This is a genomic window from Longimicrobium sp. (assembly GCA_036389795.1).
Classification (GTDB): Bacteria; Gemmatimonadota; Gemmatimonadetes; order Longimicrobiales; family Longimicrobiaceae; genus Longimicrobium.
This window is the reverse complement of record DASVWD010000141.1, coordinates 142,802-161,987: the sequence shown is the minus strand read 5'-3', so window position 1 is coordinate 161,987 and position 19,186 is coordinate 142,802. Positions and strand designations below refer to the sequence as shown.

At 70.5% G+C, this 19,186-nt stretch carries 21 protein-coding genes; 3 read left to right on the top strand and 18 right to left on the bottom strand.

Features of this window, described 5'->3' with window-relative positions:
• Positions 1 to 489 precede the first annotated feature (489 nt).
• The 11 genes from VF746_19910 to VF746_19860 all read right to left on the bottom strand — a co-directional run bounded on the left by VF746_19910 (position 490) and on the right by VF746_19860 (position 10,043).
• Entirely contained in the window at positions 490 to 1,935 is a 1,446-nt protein-coding gene (locus VF746_19910) for a hypothetical protein (protein ID HEX8694701.1), read from the bottom strand.
• Positions 1,936 to 2,109: 174 nt separating this feature from the next.
• Positions 2,110 to 4,080, bottom strand: coding sequence for a DNA topoisomerase (ATP-hydrolyzing) subunit B (gene gyrB / locus VF746_19905; GenBank protein ID HEX8694700.1), 1,971 nt, complete (start codon positions 4,078 to 4,080; stop codon positions 2,110 to 2,112).
• A gap of 111 nt (positions 4,081 to 4,191) precedes the next feature.
• Positions 4,192 to 4,509: a DUF721 domain-containing protein gene (locus VF746_19900; GenBank protein ID HEX8694699.1), complete on the bottom strand. Its 318-nt coding sequence runs from the start codon at positions 4,507 to 4,509 to the stop codon at positions 4,192 to 4,194.
• 150 nt (positions 4,510 to 4,659) lie between these two features.
• Positions 4,660 to 5,307, bottom strand: coding sequence for an NYN domain-containing protein (locus VF746_19895; protein ID HEX8694698.1), 648 nt, complete (start codon positions 5,305 to 5,307; stop codon positions 4,660 to 4,662).
• A gap of 103 nt (positions 5,308 to 5,410) precedes the next feature.
• Positions 5,411 to 5,605: a hypothetical protein gene (locus VF746_19890; protein ID HEX8694697.1), complete on the bottom strand. Its 195-nt coding sequence runs from the start codon at positions 5,603 to 5,605 to the stop codon at positions 5,411 to 5,413.
• 177 nt (positions 5,606 to 5,782) lie between these two features.
• Positions 5,783 to 6,220, bottom strand: a complete 438-nt coding sequence (locus VF746_19885; protein HEX8694696.1) for a hypothetical protein — start codon at positions 6,218 to 6,220, stop codon at positions 5,783 to 5,785.
• A 36-nt stretch (positions 6,221 to 6,256) separates the two neighbouring features.
• Positions 6,257 to 7,384: a DNA replication/repair protein RecF gene (locus VF746_19880; protein HEX8694695.1), complete on the bottom strand. Its 1,128-nt coding sequence runs from the start codon at positions 7,382 to 7,384 to the stop codon at positions 6,257 to 6,259.
• A 39-nt stretch (positions 7,385 to 7,423) separates the two neighbouring features.
• Positions 7,424 to 7,816 carry a DUF5615 family PIN-like protein gene (locus VF746_19875; protein HEX8694694.1) on the bottom strand — a complete coding sequence of 131 codons (393 nt, stop codon included), beginning with the start codon at positions 7,814 to 7,816 and terminating at the stop codon, positions 7,424 to 7,426.
• Entirely contained in the window at positions 7,798 to 8,496 is a 699-nt protein-coding gene (locus tag VF746_19870; protein ID HEX8694693.1) for a hypothetical protein, read from the bottom strand. The genes VF746_19875 and VF746_19870 overlap by 19 nt, the downstream gene beginning before the upstream one ends.
• 92 nt (positions 8,497 to 8,588) lie before the next feature.
• Entirely contained in the window at positions 8,589 to 9,107 is a 519-nt protein-coding gene (locus VF746_19865) for a methylated-DNA--[protein]-cysteine S-methyltransferase (GenBank protein ID HEX8694692.1), read from the bottom strand.
• 150 nt (positions 9,108 to 9,257) lie between these two features.
• The gene (locus tag VF746_19860; protein HEX8694691.1) at positions 9,258 to 10,043 is read right to left on the bottom strand and encodes an enoyl-CoA hydratase-related protein; all 786 of its coding nucleotides are present in this window, start codon (positions 10,041 to 10,043) and stop codon (positions 9,258 to 9,260) included.
• A 261-nt stretch (positions 10,044 to 10,304) separates the two neighbouring features.
• Between VF746_19860 and VF746_19855 the strand changes: the two genes are divergently transcribed.
• Both VF746_19855 and VF746_19850 read left to right on the top strand, forming a co-directional pair.
• The gene (locus VF746_19855) at positions 10,305 to 10,625 is read left to right on the top strand and encodes a hypothetical protein (protein HEX8694690.1); all 321 of its coding nucleotides are present in this window, start codon (positions 10,305 to 10,307) and stop codon (positions 10,623 to 10,625) included.
• A gap of 15 nt (positions 10,626 to 10,640) precedes the next feature.
• Positions 10,641 to 10,838 (top strand): hypothetical protein, encoded by a 198-nt coding sequence (locus VF746_19850; GenBank protein HEX8694689.1) that lies wholly within the window; start codon positions 10,641 to 10,643, stop codon positions 10,836 to 10,838.
• A 55-nt stretch (positions 10,839 to 10,893) separates the two neighbouring features.
• Here the strand turns inward: VF746_19850 and VF746_19845 are convergent, their stop codons facing one another.
• The 5 genes from VF746_19845 to acs all read right to left on the bottom strand — a co-directional run bounded on the left by VF746_19845 (position 10,894) and on the right by acs (position 16,805).
• Positions 10,894 to 11,799 (bottom strand): dihydrodipicolinate synthase family protein, encoded by a 906-nt coding sequence (locus VF746_19845; GenBank protein HEX8694688.1) that lies wholly within the window; start codon positions 11,797 to 11,799, stop codon positions 10,894 to 10,896.
• A 192-nt stretch (positions 11,800 to 11,991) separates the two neighbouring features.
• Complete coding sequence (locus tag VF746_19840; protein HEX8694687.1) at positions 11,992 to 12,246, bottom strand: hypothetical protein; 255 nt, start codon at positions 12,244 to 12,246, stop codon at positions 11,992 to 11,994.
• 270 nt (positions 12,247 to 12,516) lie between these two features.
• Entirely contained in the window at positions 12,517 to 13,938 is a 1,422-nt protein-coding gene (locus tag VF746_19835) for a metallophosphoesterase family protein (protein HEX8694686.1), read from the bottom strand.
• A 126-nt stretch (positions 13,939 to 14,064) separates the two neighbouring features.
• Positions 14,065 to 14,790 (bottom strand): class I SAM-dependent methyltransferase, encoded by a 726-nt coding sequence (locus VF746_19830; protein HEX8694685.1) that lies wholly within the window; start codon positions 14,788 to 14,790, stop codon positions 14,065 to 14,067.
• Positions 14,787 to 16,805 (bottom strand): acetate--CoA ligase, encoded by a 2,019-nt coding sequence (gene acs / locus VF746_19825; protein ID HEX8694684.1) that lies wholly within the window; start codon positions 16,803 to 16,805, stop codon positions 14,787 to 14,789. Before acs ends, VF746_19830 begins: the two co-directional genes overlap by 4 nt.
• Before the next feature lie 212 nt (positions 16,806 to 17,017).
• On the opposite strand from acs, the gene VF746_19820 reads away from it, so the two are divergent.
• Positions 17,018 to 17,503: a hypothetical protein gene (locus VF746_19820; GenBank protein HEX8694683.1), complete on the top strand. Its 486-nt coding sequence runs from the start codon at positions 17,018 to 17,020 to the stop codon at positions 17,501 to 17,503.
• 150 nt (positions 17,504 to 17,653) lie between these two features.
• Here the strand turns inward: VF746_19820 and VF746_19815 are convergent, their stop codons facing one another.
• Both VF746_19815 and VF746_19810 read right to left on the bottom strand, forming a co-directional pair.
• Entirely contained in the window at positions 17,654 to 18,067 is a 414-nt protein-coding gene (locus tag VF746_19815; GenBank protein ID HEX8694682.1) for a hypothetical protein, read from the bottom strand.
• On the bottom strand, positions 18,064 to 19,170 hold the full coding sequence (locus VF746_19810) for a hypothetical protein (protein HEX8694681.1): 1,107 nt from the start codon (positions 19,168 to 19,170) through the stop codon (positions 18,064 to 18,066). The genes VF746_19815 and VF746_19810 overlap by 4 nt, the downstream gene beginning before the upstream one ends.
• Positions 19,171 to 19,186 lie beyond the last annotated feature (16 nt).

Sequence of the window (19,186 nt, the reverse complement as noted above, 5' to 3'; positions counted from 1 at the left end):
GAGACGCCGAGCCTCCTCCCGGTCACCCGTGGGGAAAGGGGCGTCGTGCTCCTGAGACACACCTCTCGCCCGACGGCCCTCTCCGACAGCGACCGCAAAGCCGCACGGCGAATGTCCCGAGCTTCGTGAATAACCGAGGCTCATACAGAGAAACAGAGGAACAGAGGAACAGAGAAATCCTCCGCTTCTCTGTTTCTCTGTGTGATTCCAATCTTTCCGGAACCAGAACAATGCTCGGCAAATTGGTATCATACCACGTTTCCGAGCATTGTTCTGGTTCGCGAGAAACAGATTGGCATCACACAGAGGACACGGAGGACACGGAGGACACGGAGGACACGGAGAGAACTTCAATCTCTCCGCTGTTCCTCTGTGTTCTCTGTGCCCTCTGTGTGAGACCTTTTCAGGGCTGATACCCGAACGATTCCCTGCGAAATGGTATCAGGCCCTGTTCCTTCGGCGAAGCGGCAGGAAAGCGAAAACGGCCGGCTAGGAGCCGTGATACAGGCGGTCCAGGTCGACGAGTTCGACGTCGGCACGTGCGCCGGCCTGCGCCGCGATCTCCGCGCTGAAGCTCGCCCCGCAGAGCAGCAGCTTCGCCTGGGCCGCGCGAGTTCCCAGCGCCGCCCGCGCCTTTTCGAGGCGGCGCAGGTGCCCGGTTCCGATCGTCTCCCCCGCCTTCGCCTCGCCGATGGCAAGGACCTGTCGCTCCGAGGGAGCGGCGGCGCCTTCGTCCGACGCGATCACGATGTCGAGCTGGCAGTCCTTGCCGTCGATCGTTGCGGTGGACGGCCCCACGATGTCGGGAGAGCCGCCGAGCGTCGCCGCGTCCGCGTAGCGGCGCACCCACGCACGTGCCTGTTCCTCGAAGACCGGGCCCCGGACCCGCGAATCGAAGGTGGCGGCAAGCCTCCGCTCCCAGGTCGCGCGCGGGTCCCGGTCGCGCAGGAGGGAGCCGTGCGGCTCCAGGATCGCGTAGTGGAACTGCAGGAAGGGGTCCGCAAGCGAGTACGTCGGCCGCTGGTCGCGGATCGGGTCGGAGTGCCGGACGACGAAGCCCGCGGCGATCAGGCGCTTCAGCGGCGGATCGATGTTCGACACGGTCCGCCGCAGCTGGTTCGCGATCGTCCCGGCGGTGACCGCTCCGTTCGCGATCGCCCCGAGGATGCTGTGGTGCATCGTCGAGCTGGCGGCGGACAGGGTAGGCTCTTCCGCCAGCAGGGTCGTCGCCTCGTGGTGCAGCGTAGCGGCCGGGGAAAGCACGCGGGCGGCCACCCAGCGGTCAAAGTCCTCCGTGCCCTCCGGAAGGTCGTGGTCGACCATGTCCGTCGCATACCCGATCACGCCTCCGATCACCGCGTAGACCCGGACCGCGAGCTCCAGGCCAGCGTCCGCGGGAAGCTGACGGGCGGCCGCACGGAAGTCGAACGGCTGCATGACGAGCTCCATCCCCGCCCGGCCGCGCAGGGGAGCTTCGCCGGCCGTGAGGGAGCGCATCATCGCGATGGCGGAGCCACAGAGGACGAGCCGCGACCTCCCGCGGTTCGCGCGCCGTCCACCGGGGCCCAGCACGGCTGCGATCACGGAGTCCACCGTCGGGTCAGCTTCCAGGAGGTAGCCGAACTCGTCGAGCACCACGGGTGTCGGCCGGCTCGCCCCGAGCTGGGCGAGCTGGCCCAGCGCCTCCTCCCACGTCGTGAACAGAAGGCGCCCCGTCCCGAGATGCGCCCCGAGAGCCTCACCGAGGCGGGTGAGGTGAATGGCCGCTTCACCCCGGGTCGCCTCCCAGTAGAACCCTCCGCGTTCGGCGGTGAGGGCTTCGAGCAGGGTCGATTTGCCGATGCGCCGCCGCCCGTACACCAGCCCGAGCGTGTTGCGGTCCACGCCGGAATCGAAGAAGGCTTCGATGTGGACGCGGCTCGCTACCGGATCCATGGAGGGGCTCCTGACGTAATTCGATGGATACTCAGTCTTAGAATACTATTTCTCGATTGAGTATTTCGTCAAGTAGTATCGGGGCGGGAGCCTCCTACAAGGCATCGGAAAAAAGCGTCGAGGCCAGGAAGGTCGCCTCCCTGGCCTCTTCACGTCTGCGGAACCGACGCGTACTCACACGTCGAGGTTCTTCACGTACTTGGCGTTCTGCTCGATGAACACGCGGCGGGGCTCCACCTCCTCGCCCATCAGCTGCGTGAAGATGGAGTCGGCCTCCACGGCGTCCTCCATGGACACCTGCAGGAGAGTCCGCGTCTCCGGGTCCATGGTGGTCTTCCAGAGCTGGTCGGGGTTCATCTCACCCAGGCCCTTGTAGCGCTGCACGTGGATCCCCTTGGTCCCATCCTTCCCGTCGCCGTCGGGGCCCTTGAAGCGCGCCAGGATCTCGTCGCGCTCGGCGTCGCTGTAGGCGTAGAGCTCCTGCTTCCCCTTGCGGATCATGTACAGCGGCGGCTGGGCGATGTAGACGAAGCCCGCGTCCAGCAGCTGCCGCATCTGCCGGAAGAAGAAGGTGAGCAGGAGCGTACGGATGTGGCTGCCGTCCACGTCCGCGTCGGTCATGATGATGATCTTGTGGTAGCGCGCGTTCTCCAGGCTGAACTCGTCCTCGCCGATCCCGGTGCCGATGGCCGTGATGATGGCGCGGATCTCGTCGTTGGAGAGCACCTTGTCGAAGCGCGCCTTCTCCACGTTCAGGATCTTCCCCTTGAGCGGGAGGATCGCCTGGAACTCGCGTTTGCGCCCCTGCTTGGCGCTGCCGCCGGCCGAGTCGCCCTCGACGATGTACAGCTCGCCGATCTCGGGGTTGCTGCTGGAGCAGTCGGCCAGCTTCCCCGGGAGCACGCCCGTCTCCAGCGCGCTCTTCTTGCGGGTGAGGTCGCGCGCCTTGCGGGCGGCCTCGCGCGCGCGCGCGGCGCTGATCGCCTTCTCGATGATGGCGCGCCCCACCCCCGGGTGCTCGTCCAGGTACTCGCTGAACTTCTCGTTCACCACGCTCTCGACGGCGCCCTTGACCTCGCTGTTGCCCAGCTTGGTCTTGGTCTGCCCCTCGAACTGCGGCTCGCGCACCTTCACGCTGATCACGCAGGTGAGCCCCTCGCGCACGTCGTCGCCCGAGAGCCCCTCCACGCCGCCCTTCTTGAAGAGCCCGGTCTTGCGCGCGTAGTCGTTGATGGTGCGCGTGAGCGCGCTCTTGAAGCCCGTGAGGTGCGTGCCGCCCTCGTGGGTGTTGATGTTGTTGACGAAGGTGAAGGTGTTCTCGTTGTAGCCGTCGTCGTACTGGAAGGCGATCTCGATCTCGGCCTCGGGGCGCGCGGCCTCGATGTGCACCACCTCGGCGTGCAGCGGCTTGCGGGTGCCCCGCAGGTGCTCCACGAACTCGCGCAGCCCCCCCTCGTAGTGGTAGGCCTCGCGCCGCGCCTCGGCGCCCTCGCTGGTGGGGCGCTCGTCGGTGAGCGTGATGTGCACGCCCCGGTTCAGGAACGCCAGCTCGCGCAGGCGGTTCGACAGCGTGTCGTACGAGTAGGTGGTCTCCTCGAAGATCTGCGGGTCGGGCTTGAAGGAGACGGTGGTCCCGCGCTCCTTCGTGGCCCCCGTGACCGTCAGCTCCCGCGTCTTGTCGCCACGGGCGAAGGCCATCTCGTGCACCCTGCCCTCGCGCCGGACCTCCACGCGCAGCCACTCGGAGAGGGCGTTCACCACCGAGACGCCCACGCCGTGCAGGCCGCCGGAGACCTTGTACGAGCCCTCGCCCTGGTTGTCGAACTTGCCGCCCGCGTGCAGCACCGTGAGCGCCAGCTCCACCGCCGGCACCTTCTCGGTGGGGTGCAGGTCCACGGGGATGCCGCGGCCGTCGTCCACCACCGTGATGGAGTTGTCGGGGTGGATGGTGACGTCCACGTGGGTGGCGTGGCCGGCCATCGCCTCGTCGATGGAGTTGTCGACCACCTCGTACACCAGGTGGTGCAGGCCGCGCGCGCTGGTGGACCCGATGTACATCCCCGGGCGCTTGCGGACCGCCTCCAGCCCCTTGAGGACCTGGATCTGGCCGGCGTTGTACTCGTGGGCCGCGGAGCTCGAAGCCATACCCCCTCGGTCGCTGTGATTTAGCTCGAAGTTTCGCTCGAAAACGGAACCGCTCCAATACCCCGGATCCGGGCGGAAGTTCGCCCGGCACCTGGCTTTAGCGCCCTTTCGTCAGGCCGCCATCACGAACACGATGTGGCGGATCTTCCCCTCGCGCTTGCCGGCGTTCACGCGCTTGATCAGCTCGCCCTTCATCAGGTTGAGCTCCATCATCCACGCGCTGGTGGCCACCGAGACGAAGAGCGTGTCCTCGGCTAGCCCCGTGGCCTTCGTGACCGCGGCGATCTGCGGTCCCACGCGCTCGGGCCACTCGGTGAGCGCCGAGGCGGCCTCGACCCGGGCGGCCAGCCCGCTCTTGTCCAGGAAGCGCGCGACCAGGTCGCCCACGGGCTGCGGCTGGCCGGCTTTGGCGTCGCGGGTACGGCTCACGCGCGGATGCGTATTCGGAGAGGAGAGAGGGCCTGCGGGTACCCCTCAATTTAGCGACTGCGAGGCGGGAGCGAAACCGTCACGGTACACAGCGGATTGGACACTCCTTACGACCACACCCCAACATGTCGCGCTGGCGGGGCCGGTTCCTCACCAGGCCGCCGGCTTGCAGACCGGCCTGCCGGCGGCGCTCCACACCGGGTCCGGAAGCTGGAACTTCGCGTAGTGGTCGCGCCCCACCAGGAAGCTGCGGTCCGCCAGCGCATGCAGGTCCCGGCTGTGGCGGCGGTAGGGGAAGACGACGCCCACGGTATATCCAGGGTACAGGCACCGGACCGCGCGCACGGCGGGGAGCACGTCGGTGTCGCCGGTGACGAGCGCCACCGCCTCGCACTCGCCGGTGGCGAAGGCGGAGAGCATCCGCGCCGCGAGCGCCACGTCGGTCTCCTTCTCCTCGTACTGGCGCGTCCGCAGGCCGCAGTGGCGGCACAGCGGCTTCTTCTTCTTGAAGCGCGACATCACCACTTCCACCCCCGACGCCTCCAGCGCGGCGATGTACGTCCGGTGCCTGTGCGTGTGGTCCGGCTTCGCGGCGTCCATGTGCGTCGCCAGGGCGGTGAAGTAGACCACCCGCTCGAGGTGGACGCGCTGCTCGCCGAACATGGAAAGGGTGGAGCGGCAGAAGGCGGGGAGGTCGAGCCAGCGGTGCCCCTTCTCGTCCGCGTTGTCCAACATTGCGGCCCGAATGGAGTGGTACAGGTTGAAGCCGTCGACCAGGTAGAGGACGCGATCGGACATGTGGGGACTGGACGGAAGTGGACAGGTGGGCAAAAAGAACCCCCTGGCCGTAGCCAGGGGGGGCCTGGGGAGCCGTAGCCCGTCCAGGGATGATGCGCCAAGTCTAATCGTCCGGTTGGCTGCTGTCAAGAGTGTGCATTCCGGAGAGACCGGCGAGCCGCCGGACCTGCTCCGGATCGAGCGGCTCGCCGACGATCCCGCGGCGGAGATTCGCGACCGCGGTGTCGATCATCCTCAGCGCACGGAGCGAGATGAAGTCCTCGCCGCCATGGTGCACGCTCTCCTCTGACCGCTTCATCGTCCCTCCGAGATCACCCCGTCGCGGATCGTCCAGCGGGGCAGGCTGCCGCCGTGGACCTGGACGTCGGTCTGCTTGGGGGAGGTGAGGATCACCTGGCCGCCCTCGGCGGCGTCGATCCAACTCGATGATGCGGCGGGTTCTTAGCCCGTAAATTCTAGGGACGAGGTGTGCGCCTCACCTGGGCCTCACCTCGTCGGATGACCGTCGCCGTCCTCGGTTGAGCTGCTCCACCAGATCGGGAGGCAGCGGCACATGATGAAATTCCACGTTATCAGGAAATCGACAACGGTCCTTCTCTCGAAGGCATGCTTCGTACATATCCCGTTCAGTTAGAAGCACCAATCGCTGGTGAGCGCGCGCCATGATAAGGAACAAGACGCCCGCTCGAATTCGCAGCATTTTTCCCACACCCCTTTTACCGGAAGCCATTTTCGACTCGCTGGTCGAGATCAGCGCTATGATTTCGCGGTCTTCGCTGACTGCAGCGAACCGGTACTTCCCGCAGTCACCGAGGGGCACGTCCCGCCGGTCGAAGCTCTGAGCGAATTTCGCGGTGAGCCACACATCGCGTACCCACCGCTCGATGTCGCGCTGGTAAGTGGTATCAGCCATTGGGTTGAATCCTCCGTAAGTTGAATTGAATGCGCGTTACAGCTCTGAGATTACTCCGTCGCGGATGGTCCATCGCGGGAGGCTGCCGCCGTGGACCTGGACGTCGGTCTGCTTGGGGGAGGTGAGGATCACCTGGCCGCCCTCGGCGGCGTCGATCCACTCGATGATGCGGCGGCTTCGCCCCGGGTCCAGCTCGGCGAAGACGTCGTCCAGCAGGATCACCGACTCGCGGCCGCGCGTCTCGCGGATCGTCTCGGCCTCGACCATCCGCAGCGCGATGGCCGCAGTGCGCTGCTGCCCCCCCGAGCCGTAGGTGCGCAGGTCGAGCGCGGCGCCGTCGGGCCCGGCGGTGGTGAAGCGCAGCTCGTCACGGTGCGGCCCGGCGAGCGTCATCCCCCGCACCCGCTCGGGCTCGGCCAGGCGCTCCAGCCGCGCGCGGAACGCCTCGGCCACCTCGTCCGCCGACGGCGTCGCGGGAAGGTCGGAGAAGGAGGGGACGAAGGCGAGCGCGCCCGGCTGCCCGCCCGCCACCCGCGCGTAGTGCTCCGCGAACCCCGCCGCGCGCTCGGCCACCCAGCGCGCGCGCGCGGCCACCACGCGGCTGCCCGAGGCCACCAGCCCGTCGTTCCACGCGGCCACCAGCTCGGGGGCGGCGCCCTGGCGCAGGAGCGTGTTGCGCTGGAAGAGCGCCTGGCGGTAGCGCTGCAGCGCGGCCAGGTACCCCGGCTCGGCCAGCGATAGGACGATGTCGAGGAAGCGCCGCCGCTCGCCGGGGCCGCCCGCCACCAGCTCCACGTCGGCGGGGGAGAAGATCACCGCGCCCACCTGCCCGAGCGCGTCGCCCAGCCGCTCGGGCTCGGCGCCGTTCACCGTCACCTTCTTCTTCTTCCGCCGCCGCTCGAACGCGGCCGCCACGGTGCGCGTCTCGCCGCCGGGGCCGCGCAGCTCGCCCTCCACGCGGAAGACGTCGGCGCCGAAGCGCACCAGCTGCTCGTCGGGGGCGCCGCGGAAGGAGCGGAAGATCTCCAGGTAGTAGACGGCCTCGAGCAGGTTGGTCTTTCCCTGCCCGTTGTCGCCGACGATGGCGACGCCCTGCGGCGGCAGCTCCAGCACCTGCTCGCCGAAGTTGCGGTAGTCGCGCAGGTGCAGACGGGAGAGGAACAAGGGTGGGCCTGGCTCGATGGGTCAGATACAGGTAGGGTGCTAGCGCAGTCGCCGCACCCTGCTTTCCCCGATCTGGAACTGGAACGGACGCCGCTCGCTGCCGGCCAGGCGCTTCAACTCGGGCCAGTGCTTCACGACCGTTTGGATGATCTGGCAGAGACGTGGAGACCGTTTACCCGGGAGCAGGAAGAACGCCCCGACCTTGGACTCGCGGAGCGCGGCAAGCTCGTGCGGCTTGCGGGTGATGTTCATGTCACGGGAGACGACGCACCATCCCCGCTCGCCCGCATAGCGAATCCACGTTTCGTCAGGCGTCGCGGGAGCGAAGATCTCGCTGACGTGCTCAGCGGGCTCGCCAAGCACGCGGAGTGCTTCGGCGAGCCCGGGCGGCAGGTGCGCATCGAACAGGAACCTTACGCCGCCGCCAGCCATTCCTCGAACCGGACGGCGGTTTGCACGTGGCGCGGCGGCACCTTGAAGAGCCAAGATACACGGTTGAGCGCGCGTTCTTGGTCGTATCCGGTTTCCGCCTCCAGCGCTTCCGCGAGCACGCGTGTGGGAATCCCTACTTCGGCCACGATCGGAGACCCGAACGCCACTTCGGGATCGACGACGACACGGCCCTGCTTCCCGAGGGGCCACCACCGGGTGGGCACGTCGAATGGGTCGAACTCCAGCTGTCCGAGGTAGGGACGGACGAGATCGTCGAACGTATGCTGTCCATGTCCGACGAGGCGCACCAGCGACTCACCACCGTGCGCCTCCCGCAGCAGGGCATAGATTCCCGACGGATCGGCGAAGAACTGCCGCATCGCGAACGGGTGCTCGGTCTGGTAGATCCGGGCCGCCACCGCGGCGGCTTCGTGGATCAGCTTCCAGGAAGCCCCTGCGCGGCGGAAGCCCTTGATGTACATCAACTCAACGAGCTCGATGAACGTCAGCGCGCTTCGGCCCTCCAACTCGGGAAGCCTTGTCTTGATGAGCGGGTCGTATTCGATGCGCGCACCGCCCCGCCGCCGGGCGTAGCCGAACGCCCACCGCCGCACTTCGGCTGCGGGTGCCTTGATCAGCGCCGCGGCCTCCGCAGGCGTGTAGATCCCGGTACCAAGCATTCCGTTCTCCCGAGTGGCGGCAACTATGCGGACGACCAAAGATAATCCGAATACGTGGTGGGGAACAGGACTGAAGACTGCGGAGACAGGGCTCACCACCCGGGGACGCCCTCGTGGCGCAGGAGCCAGCGCTTGACGTCGATCTCCTTGCCGTCGTCCCACGCGCCCGCGTACCCGCCGATGCCGTCGCCGGCGAGCACGCGGTGGCAGGGGATGACGATGGGGATCGGATTGTTGCGGTTGGCCTGGCCCACGGCGCGGGCGACGGACTCCACGTCTTTCGCCACCTGGCCGTAGGTGCGCGTCTGGCCGCAGGGGATCGCCCGGAGCGCGTCCCACACCCGGCGCTGGAACGCCGTCCCCTCGGGAGCGAGCGGGAGGTCGAAGTCGCGCCGCTTCCCCGCGAAGTAGTCGCGGAGCTGCTCGGCCACCCGCCACCCCAGCGCGTCGTCGCGCGTGGGCTCCACGCGCGTCCCGGCCGGCGGGTGCGCGCCCTGCGGCCAGTAGCGGATCGACCGCACCGCCCGCCCGTCGTGCTCCACCAGCAGCGGCCCGACCGGAGACGCCAGCAGCAGGCGGTACAGGTTGTCGGAAGGCGCCAGTCGGGTCATCGTCGAAATCCTGCCGAGTTGTTCTCCATGCCCGGAGCCGGCGAGGCAGGCCTTAGGCAGGCCTCGCCCCTACGTCATCGATGCGCGCGAAGACGGCGGGGCGCCGAATCACTTTCGCACTTTCGCACTCACGCACTCACGCACTGCAGTTCAGCGATTCCTGAATTCCGCCTTCCGCTTCTCCAGGAACGCGCTCATCCCCTCGCGCATGTCCTCGGTGGCGGCGAGCAGGCCGAAGAGGTTGGACTCGAGCGCCAGGCCGTCGTCCACCGACATCTCCATCCCCCGCGTGGCGCACTCGATGGCCAGGCCGACCGCCACGGGGCCGTTGGCCAGGATGGTTCCCATCATCCTGCGCGCGGCGTCCATCAGCTCGGCCTGCGGCACCACCTTGTTGGCCAGACCGATGCGGTACGCCTCGTCGGCCTTGATGAACTGCGCGGTGAGCATCAGCTCCAGCGCGCGCCCCTTGCCCACGATGCGCGGCAGGCGCAGGGTGCCGCCGTAGCCGGGGATGATGCCCAGCTTGACCTCGGGAAGGCCGAACTGCGCGTTCTCACTGGCGATGCGCAGGTGGCAGGCGAGCGCCAGCTCGCACCCGCCCCCCAGCGCGAAGCCGTTCACGGCCGCGATCACCGGCTTGCGGGAGAGCTCGATGCGGCGGAACACCTGCTGCCCCAGGCGGCTCACCTCGATCCCGTCCACCGGTCCCATCTTCGCCAGCTCGCCGATGTCGGCGCCGGCCACGAACGCCTTCTCGCCCGCGCCGGTCACGATCACGCCGCCCACGTCGTCGCGCCCGGCGACCTCGTCCACCGCCTGGCCAAGCTCGCGGATGGTCTGCTCGTTGAGCGCGTTGAGCTTGTCTGGGCGGTTGACGGTGAGCGTGGCGATGCGGTCCTGGACGTCGAGGAGGAGGTTGCTGTATTCGGCCATGGGAAGTGCGTGAGTGCGTGAGTGCGGAAGTGCGTTGCGGCGGGGCGACAACCTAGCGGCGGCGCGGGGGGGCGGCAACCGCGCGACGGACGCTAGAGACCGGCCCGATCTGGAGTTGGGCACCTACGGGAAGTTCGGCTACGGCGGGCGCATCTCGCTCCAATGCGGCGGAAATAGAGCGGGCATAAGAGCCTGGTGCGCCGAAACGTTAAAAGACACAGTTTGGACACCCGTCCGGATTTACACTCGCAATCTCCCCATATGGATCGGATCTTCGGCTGGCCTGGCGTTTACTGGACCGCGCGCATTCTCCTGATTATCGTCATGGGAGGCGGCTCGTGTGTCCTCCTGCTGCTGCTCGCGCGGTTCCTGCGTCCCAGGCATGTCCTGGCGCTGCTCCGGTCCGACCCGCCCAAGCTGGATGAGGTAGGCGGAGAGTTTGCGGGAGCCAAGGCGAGCGTGAAGTTTGCCGCTCAGAGTACCGCAATGGAGACGCTCAGCCAGCGGGTCATCGCTCTGGAACAGCGGGTGGACGAGCTACGGACTCTTGGGTCCGAAACTACCCGGCAATTGGACAAGTGATCGAGAGAGATGCGAATGGACTCCGCCAAGCTCGCCCAGATCCTAGCGCGCTACGAGGCATTGAAGCCCGACTACGAGGAGTTGGAGCGCCTGCGCCGGAAGACGGTGCTCAATCTGCTCATCGCGAGGGGCATCGACGTGCCGGACGCGGACAAGCTCGACAGCAAGGCCCTTCAGGAGATCCTGGACCGTGAGGCGGCGCGCGCCGCTTAGCACCGTCTTCCGCTCAATCGAATCGGCCGCGTCAGGGGACGCGGCCGATTGTTTTTCACGCCGGCTGGCCCTGGAGCATCCCCGCCTGGCGCAGCGCCTCGCGCACCTTCGGGCGGTCCTTCTCCCGCAGCGGCTTGAGCGGGGGGCGGGGGGCGCCGCCGTGCAGCCCCAGCTCCTCGAGCGCGGCCTTGATCCCGGGCACGCCCAGTTCGCCGACCACGGCCCGGTGCAGCGGCGCGATCCGCTCCTGCAGCCGCCCCGCCTCGGCCAGGCGCCCCTCCGCGTAGAGGCGGGCGAGCTCGGCGCACTCGGCGGGCGCCAGGAGCGCCACCGCCAGGATGCCGCCCACCGCGCCGATCTCCAGCGCGCCGTAGACCACCGCGCCGCTCCCCGCCAGCACGGCCGCGCGCCCCTCGCACGCCTCCACCAGCGCGCCCAGCGTGCGCAGGTCGCCGTGCGAGTCCTTGATGCCGACGATGTTGGGGTGCCGGGCCAGCTCGCCGACTAGGCCGGGGGGCAGCTCCACCCCGCTGAAGCGCGGCGGCACCTGGTAGAGGATGACGGGGACGGGCGAGGCGTCGGCGACGGCCGCGAAGTGGTCGCGCAGCGCCTCGGGCGTCATCAGGGGCTTGAAGTACGCGGGCGGCTGCACCAGCACCGCGTCGGCGCCGGCCCCGGCGACGGCGCGGGTGGCGCGCACGGTGGCGCGGGTGGACTCGGCGCCGGTGCCGGCCAGGAGCAGCCGGCCCCCGTCCACCACGTCGCGGGCGCCCGCCACCAGCCGCGTCTTCTCGTCCTCGTCCAGGAGCGGCCCCTCGCCGGTGGAGCCGAAGAGCACCACGCCCGCGAGCGGCGCCTTGAGCCAGGCGCGCAGGTTGGCCCGCAGCGACACCAGGTCGGCGTCGCCGGTGACGGGGTCGAACGGGGTGGTGGCGGGGGCGAAGACTCCTCGCAGGTCCATGGCGGCCGGGGCGCGGGTGAGCGGTGGCGGAAGCGCCGCAATCTACCCCGCATCGCCGGTGCCGGACAGGCGGCCCGGCGCTCGCGTTCAGGAGCACGGCTGGGCAAGAGCTCGGCACACCCCGTTCGAGGCGCACCGCGAGCTCGTGGGGCGGCGCGCGCCGTCCCACCGGTTTCGGCGCGAAGCATTCTGCTACGCGCGGGGGCAGAGGGTGTCCGCGATGCCCATCAGGAAGCGGACGGCCTCCGCGAGCTGCCGCGACACCCGCTCGATCCACGGGAGTGCCCGCTCCAGCCAGGGACGGATCCGGCGGTAGGTGGCGCAGGCCTGCTGCGGATCGACCATTTCGCGGGCCACGGTGGCCCCGCCGAGCTCCTTCTCGATCTCCGCCAGAGCTTCGCGTGCCTCGCGATCCTGCGGAACTGCGCTGCTGTCTGCGTCTGGCATGATCCCCTCCGTTCGATGTCCGGTTCACTGCACCAGGGTCGGCGGACCGCGGCTGCTGGTCCGTCCACCGATTAGATGGGCGTGTCTCCGTCTTCGCACTCCGTCTGACCTGAAATGCCGGCTCGACCCCGGGCCGACAGTTCGTGTGGCCGGTACGACAATGCGGAAGGGGCGCCGTATGCTGGCGCCCCTTCCGCATTTCGGCCGTCGCCGAGCCCCTCGTCGAGCCTGTCGGCGAGCGTTCGTCGTGTCGCCCAGCCCGGTTCCCGGCTACAGCGTGAGGTTGATCTGCGCCGGGTGGGGCGGGAGGTCGGCCAGCGGCTTCGTGGGGATCAGGCGCCCGTCCGTCCCGATCGCGCGCAGCGTCAGCCGCGGGCCGTCGACGGTGACCAGCAGGAAGTGCGCGGCATCCCCGTGGCAGCACGAGGCGCCGGGGTGCACGCGCTGCTTGTCGACGCCCTTGGCCCGCTTCCCCGAGGCGCCGCTCACCACGTAGTGGATATCCCCGATCCGGTGGTGCTGGAAGTTGTGCTCGTGCCCGGAGAGCCAGAGGCGGAACCCGTCCAGCCCGGTGAAGAGGTTCGCCAGGTTCTGCACGTTCGGCTCGTGGGGGTGGTTCGGCCCCACGCTGAGCGGCGGATGGTGGCTGTACGGGATCTTCCACCCGCGGGAGCGGTCGCCCAGGACTTCCTGGATGAACGCCTTGTGCTGCGGGCGCTCGAAGGCGGGCTCCGTGCTCGGGCGCCCCGTGTCGAGCGCCACCATCTCCAGGTCGGGGCCGCAGCGGAAGCGGTAGAACATCGTCTCGAACCGGCCGTCCGGGCCCTTCCAGCGGGGCGCCAGCCGGGGGAAGCGCTCGGCCAGATAGAAGTTGTCGATGTGCTGCGCCAGGTCGGCCTCGTTCTCCGTCTCGGCGTGGTCGTGGTTGCCCAGGCTGGGGAACACCGGCACGCGGTTGATGATGCGCCGGTACGGCAGGAAGAACGTGGCGAACCAGTCGTCGTCCTCGTTCCCGCTCGACCGCAGGTCCTTCGTGAGGATGCGCACTCCCGTCTCGAGCAGCCCCAGCAGCCCGGAGTGCTTCACCTGCGCGTAGACGTTGTCGCCGGTGGTGACGATGAAGCGCACCTCCCCGCGGTCGACGGCCGCCTCGAGCGCGGCGGCGACGTCGTACTGCTCCTGCTTCCCGCTCCCCTGGTCGCCGAGCACGGCGAAGGTGACCGGCACGGGAGGGCCGTGGGGGTCGGGGAAGGTGGTGAACTCGTTGCGGTAGCGCCACGCGGCGGGCGAGAGCCGTACGTCGCGCCCGCTCCCCTCGCGGGCGAAGTCCGACGGCGTCGCGCCCCAGGGCCTGCCGTCCACCCGCACCTCGTACGCGTACCGGGTGTCGGGGCGCAGGCCGGTGACCAGGAGGTGGTTGCGGCCGCCGGGGACCGGGAGGTCGCGCGTCTCGGCGGGGGCGCCGCCCGCCGCCAGGCGCGTCACGCGCACGGTGGCGCCGCCGTAGCTCTCGGTCTCCAGGCCGATGCACCCGCGCCTGCGTCCGATGTCAGGGCGGGCCAGGTCTTCGTGGTCGATCAGCTCGTGCTCGCCGTCGGGCTCCGGGTCGAAGAAGAACGCTCCCCACGCGATCAGCGCGCTGTCGTGCGAGAGGTGGGGAAGGAGGAGGAACTCCTCGCGATGGACGGCCATGATCGCCTCCGGACTCACGGGGGACTTCCCGGGGATGGGGACGCGGGCGGGCGGCAGGAGAATGCGCGAAAGGGAAGATGCGCCGCGCCGCGCACGCGCGGAAGCTTCTCTTCCGGGGCGGCGCGCCTACGTGCGCAGCGACCAGAGCCCGGTGTACTCCGGCACGCGCCGGCCGCCGCCGCGGCGCACCGCCTCGCCCAGCTCCGCGCCGAAGAAGAAGCGCACCAGCTCCACCGCTTCCTCGTGGCTCCGGAACTCGAAGTCGGTGCGGACCTCGCGCCGCGCGAAGCCGTGCTCGTCTTCCAGCCAGGCGTAGTACTCCGCGAGGTCCGGCGTCGGCGGCGCGGGAGCGCCGGCGCCCGTCCCGAGCGTCTCCAGCACCACCAGCGTCCCGCCGGGGCGCAGCGCGCGCCGCATCTCCGCGAGGGCGGCCGCGACGGAGCCGCGCCACCCGTCCGGCATCCACTCCAGGAAGTGGCCGAACACCCACCCCGCCAGCGCCAGGTCCGCCCAGTCGCCGCGCACGGGGAGCGCCCCGGCCTCGGCGCAGCAGAAGCGGGCGCCCCCCGCCTCCGGGAGCCGCCCGCGCGCGACGTCCAGCATCGGCCACGACCGCTCCGTGGCCACGATCCGCCCCGCCACCGGGGCCAGCAGCCGGGTCAGCCGTCCCGTCCCCGCCCCCACCTCCAGCACCCGCGCCCCGGCGAGCTCCGCCACCGCCGCGAGCGCCGGGAGGAGGCTGCCGTCGGCGTCCTCCGCGCTCACCAGGCGGTCGTACGCCGCCGCCCCTTCGCGGTAGAGCCGCCGGTAGTCGATCGGCGGCTCGCCTCCGGCCCCGGACCCGCCCGTCACCCTTCGCGGGCCTCGTACTCGCCCTTGAGGCGGGAGACCACGGAGGGGTCGGCGAGCGTGGTGGTGTCGCCCAGCGCGCGGCCCTCGGCGATGTCCTTGAGCAGGCGGCGCATGATCTTCCCCGAGCGCGTCTTGGGAAGGTCCGCCGCGAAGAGGATGTCGTCGGGGCGGGCGATGGCGCCGATCTTCCGCACCACGTGCTGCCCGAGCTCGCGCTTGAGCTCGTCGGTGGGCTCGTGCCCCTCCTTGAGCGTGACGAACGCGGCCACGGCCTGCCCCTTGAGCTCGTGCGCCTTGCCGACCACGGCGGCCTCGGCCACGGCGGGGTGGTCCACCAGCGCCGACTCCACCTCCATGGTGCCGATGCGGTGGCCGGCCACGTTCAGCTCGTCGTCGATGCGGCCGATCACCCAGAAGTAGCCGCGCTCGTCGCGCTTGGCGCCGTCGCCGGGGAAGTAGACGCTCTCGCCCGGCTGCTCGTCGCCCTCCTCGCCCACCGTCTTCCCCGCCCACTTCGACCAGTAGGTGTCGACGAAGCGCTGCGGGTCGCCCCAGATGCCGCGCAGCATGGAGGGCCAGGGGCGGCGGATGGCGAGGAAGCCGCCGCCCACGTCCACGCACCTGCCGTCGAGGGTGAGGATGTCGGCGCGGATGCCGGGGAAGGGCGTGGTGGCCGAGCCGGGCACGGTGGTGGTGGCGCCGGGGAGCGGGGTGATCATGATCGCCCCCGTCTCGGTCTGCCACCAGGTGTCCACCACGGGGCAGCGCCCGCCGCCGATGTGGCGGTGGTACCAGACCCACGCCTCGGGGTTGATCGGCTCGCCCACCGTGCCCAGCAGGCGGAGCGACGACAGGTCGTACTTCTCCGGGAACTCGGTCCCCCACTTCATGAAGGCGCGGATCGCCGTGGGCGCCGTGTAGAAGATCGTCACCCGGTAGTCCTGGATCAGCTTCCAGAACCTCCCGCGGTCCGGGGCGTCGGGGGCGCCCTCGTACATGAGCACGGTGGCGCCGTTGGCGAGCGGGCCGTAGACGATGTACGAGTGCCCCGTCACCCAGCCGACGTCGGCCGTGCACCAGTAGACGTCGTCGTCTTTCAGGTCGAAGACCCACCGGGTGGTGGCGTAGCACTGGGTGAGGTAGCCGCCGGTGGTGTGCATGATCCCCTTCGGCTTCCCCGTGGTGCCGGACGTGTAGAGGACGTAGAGGAGGTCCTCGGCGTCCATCTCCTCCGCCGGGCACTCGGCCGGCTCGTGCCCCACCGCCTCGTGCCACCAGAGGTCGCGCCCCTCCGTCATCCGCGCGCCGCCGATCGTCTCTCCTTCCGCGCCGTGGCGGCGGACCACCAGGACGCGCTCGATGCTGGGGCAGCCCCCCTCCTCCTCGAGCGCCTCGTCGGCGCCGCGCTTGAGCGGGACCACGCCGCCGCGCCGGTAGCCCCCGTCGGCGGTGATCAGCACCCGGGCCTCGGCGTCGCGGATGCGGTCGCGCAGGCTCTCGGCCGAGAAGCCGCCGAAGACCACGGAGTGCGGGGCGCCGATGCGCGCGCACGCCAGCATGGCGATGGCGGCCTCGGGGATCATCGGCAGGTAGATGGCCACGCGGTCGCCGCGCCGGACCCCCAGCCGCTTGAGGGCGTTGGCGGCGCGCGCCACCTCGCGGTGCAGCTCCTCGTAGGTGAACGACTTCCGGTCGCCGGGCTCGCCCTCCCAGAGGAACGCCGTCCTGGTGCGCCGGGGGCCGTCCAGGTGCCGGTCCAGGCAGTTGTAGGCCGCGTTCAGCGTGCCGCCCACGAACCACCGCGAGTACGGCGGCTCCCACTCCAGCACCCGGTCCCAGCGGCGGAACCAGTGCAGCTGCTCGGCCCACCCGGCCCAGTAGCCCTCCGGGTCGGCGTCGGCGCGCGCGTAGACCTCGGGGCCGCTCACGTGGGCGCGCGCGGCGAACTCCGGCGGCGGCGGGAAGGTGCGGTCTTCCTGGAGAAGGGAGTCGAGGGTCGGTTCCGTGGCGGCCATCGGTGTCTCCTGTCGTCGTCCGCGCGGGCTGCCGCGCCGGACGAGCGTTCGCTTGATGGTGTGGTTCGGGATGATGCGGCGCCCGCCGCGGGCGCCGCAAGGGGCCTGCCGCGGGTGCGCCGATGCCGGGGTGCGCGCGCCAACGTAGCGGTGATGCACGATTCTCGCGGCGGTCGATCGGCAGATCGGTTTCGCTGCAAGAGGAGGAGACGATGAAGCTCGCGATTCGATGGGGGATCATCGCGCTCGCGGCGTGCGCGCCCGCGCCGGGGCCGGGAGACGGGGGAGGGGAGACGGCGCCGCCTCCGCCCGCCGCGCCCGCCCCGCCCGCCGCGGCAAACGACGCGCAGCCGGACGACGCGCAGGAATCGGATTCGGCGCGGATCGCGCGGCTGGAGCGCGAGGCGAGGGCGCTGGCGCGGGCGGACGGGTGCCGCGAGGGCGCCCAGTGCCGCACGGCGCCGGTGGGGAGCCGTCCCTGCGGCGGCCCGCGCGAGTACGTCGTCTACTGCGCGGCCGCCACCGACTCGGCGGCGCTGTTCGCCAAGCTGGCGGAGCTGGCGCGCGCGGAAGACGAATACAACCGCAGGCGCGGTCTCGCCTCTACCTGCGAGTTCCGCGAGCCGCCGCAGGTCGGGCTGTCGGGTGGGACGTGCCGGGCGCGCGCGGGACAGGCGGGGGCGGAGGTGCCCCAATAGGGCGGTGGTGAAGGGCGGCTGAAGCCGCGGCAACAACCGCAGAAAGCCTCGCCGGCCGCCTTCGGTGCGGGGGCGAGGCCTGTGCGGGCGAGGCTTCAACCACACCCGGGGGGGGAAGATCCCGCGGCGCGCGAAGATCCCTTCCGCGCGTCAGTTCAGCTCCGGGTCGCGGGCGGGGCTGGAGACGATGAAGGGGGTCTCGTGCGGGTCGACGCCGTCGATCCTCACCACGAACTTGTAGAGGCCGGGGCGGGGGAACTGCACGCCCACCAGCGTGAAGACCTGGTTGGCGGTGCTGAACTCGCCCGGCGCCACGATCGGGGCGTTGATCTCGCCCATCGCCTCGAACATCACCTCGCCGTCCTCGCTGGCGAGCCGCACCTGCACGGGGTAGACGCGGCCCGTGTCGCCGAACTCGGCGTGCACGCGGAAGGCGAACACCATGCGCGGGTGCACCACGGGGAAGTCCATCGCCGCGATGCGGTCGAAGATCCCCATCACGTTCAGCTTCCCTTCCTGCGAGATGTTCGCTTCGTCGGCCAGGAAGGCCATCGGGATCTTCATCGCGCTCCTCCATCCGTGCAGTCGTCGGCGCCCTGCCGCACCCAGAACGAGCCCACCGCCACGTCGTCGGGGACCGAGTCGGGCTGCACGCGCGCCAGGTCCCACCGGCGGGTGGCGAGGGTGTCGAGCCCGAAGCTGATCCCCGGCGCGTTGGGGAACCACACCGCCACCCGCCGCTCCGCCGCCCCCGCGCACATCCGCCCGTAGCGCGCGCGCAGGTCGCCCACCGTGGAGCCCACGCCCATGCCCGCCGCCGTCCGGAGCCCCGGCTGCTCCACCACGATGCGCGCGACCCTGTCTCCCGCGAGCACGGCCAGCACGCGCCGGCCGCCCGGCACGGCCACGGCGCCCCGCTCCGCCGCCCCCTCCTCGCCTCGCCAGGCGGTGTCGCGCGCCTCGGGGCAGATGGTGCGCAGCTCCTCCAGCGTCATCCCGATGCGCACCGGGCCGATGCCGTAGCGCGTGACCGCCACGTCGCCCACGTTGCCGCACCCGCCCACCACCACCTCCGAGCCCGGGATGATGCGCAGCGTGTCCTGCACCCACGCCCCCAGCGGCGCGCCGTCGCGCGTGGTCAGCCAGGCGCGCACCAGGTAGCGCTTCGGCAGCGTGTCCGGCCGCGCCGGCTGCCTGCCGCGCGCGGTCGCGGGCGCACCCGGCGCGGCGGCCGCCGGAGCGGGGGCGGGGGGCGTGCGGACGGCCTGCATGAAGCCCGCCGTGCGCCCCGGCTCGACCGTGGCGACGGGGAAGCCGACCCGCGTGCCCCCGTCCGAGGAGGCCAGCGTGGGGCGAAGGCTGTCGGGCGCCGCGGAGTCGACCACCAGCTCGGCGGGCGCCTGGACGAAGAGGTTCAGCACGGCGTCCCGGAGCGGCGCGCCGGTCGCGTTCGCCACCAGCACGCGCACGGTGTCGGTCTGGTTCCACCCCAGCTCGCCGGGCATCTGGAGCTGCAGCGTGGGCTGCCTGCCGGGCACGGGCGGCGCCTGCGGCGCGCCGTCCGCCGGCTCCTCCCGCGGCCGGTCGCGGCACGCCGCGAAGACCGCCGCCGCGCAGGCCAGCACCGCCGCCCGCCTCCACCGCCCCGCCTCACCTATCTTCCGCACTCGCGCCTCTCTTCCG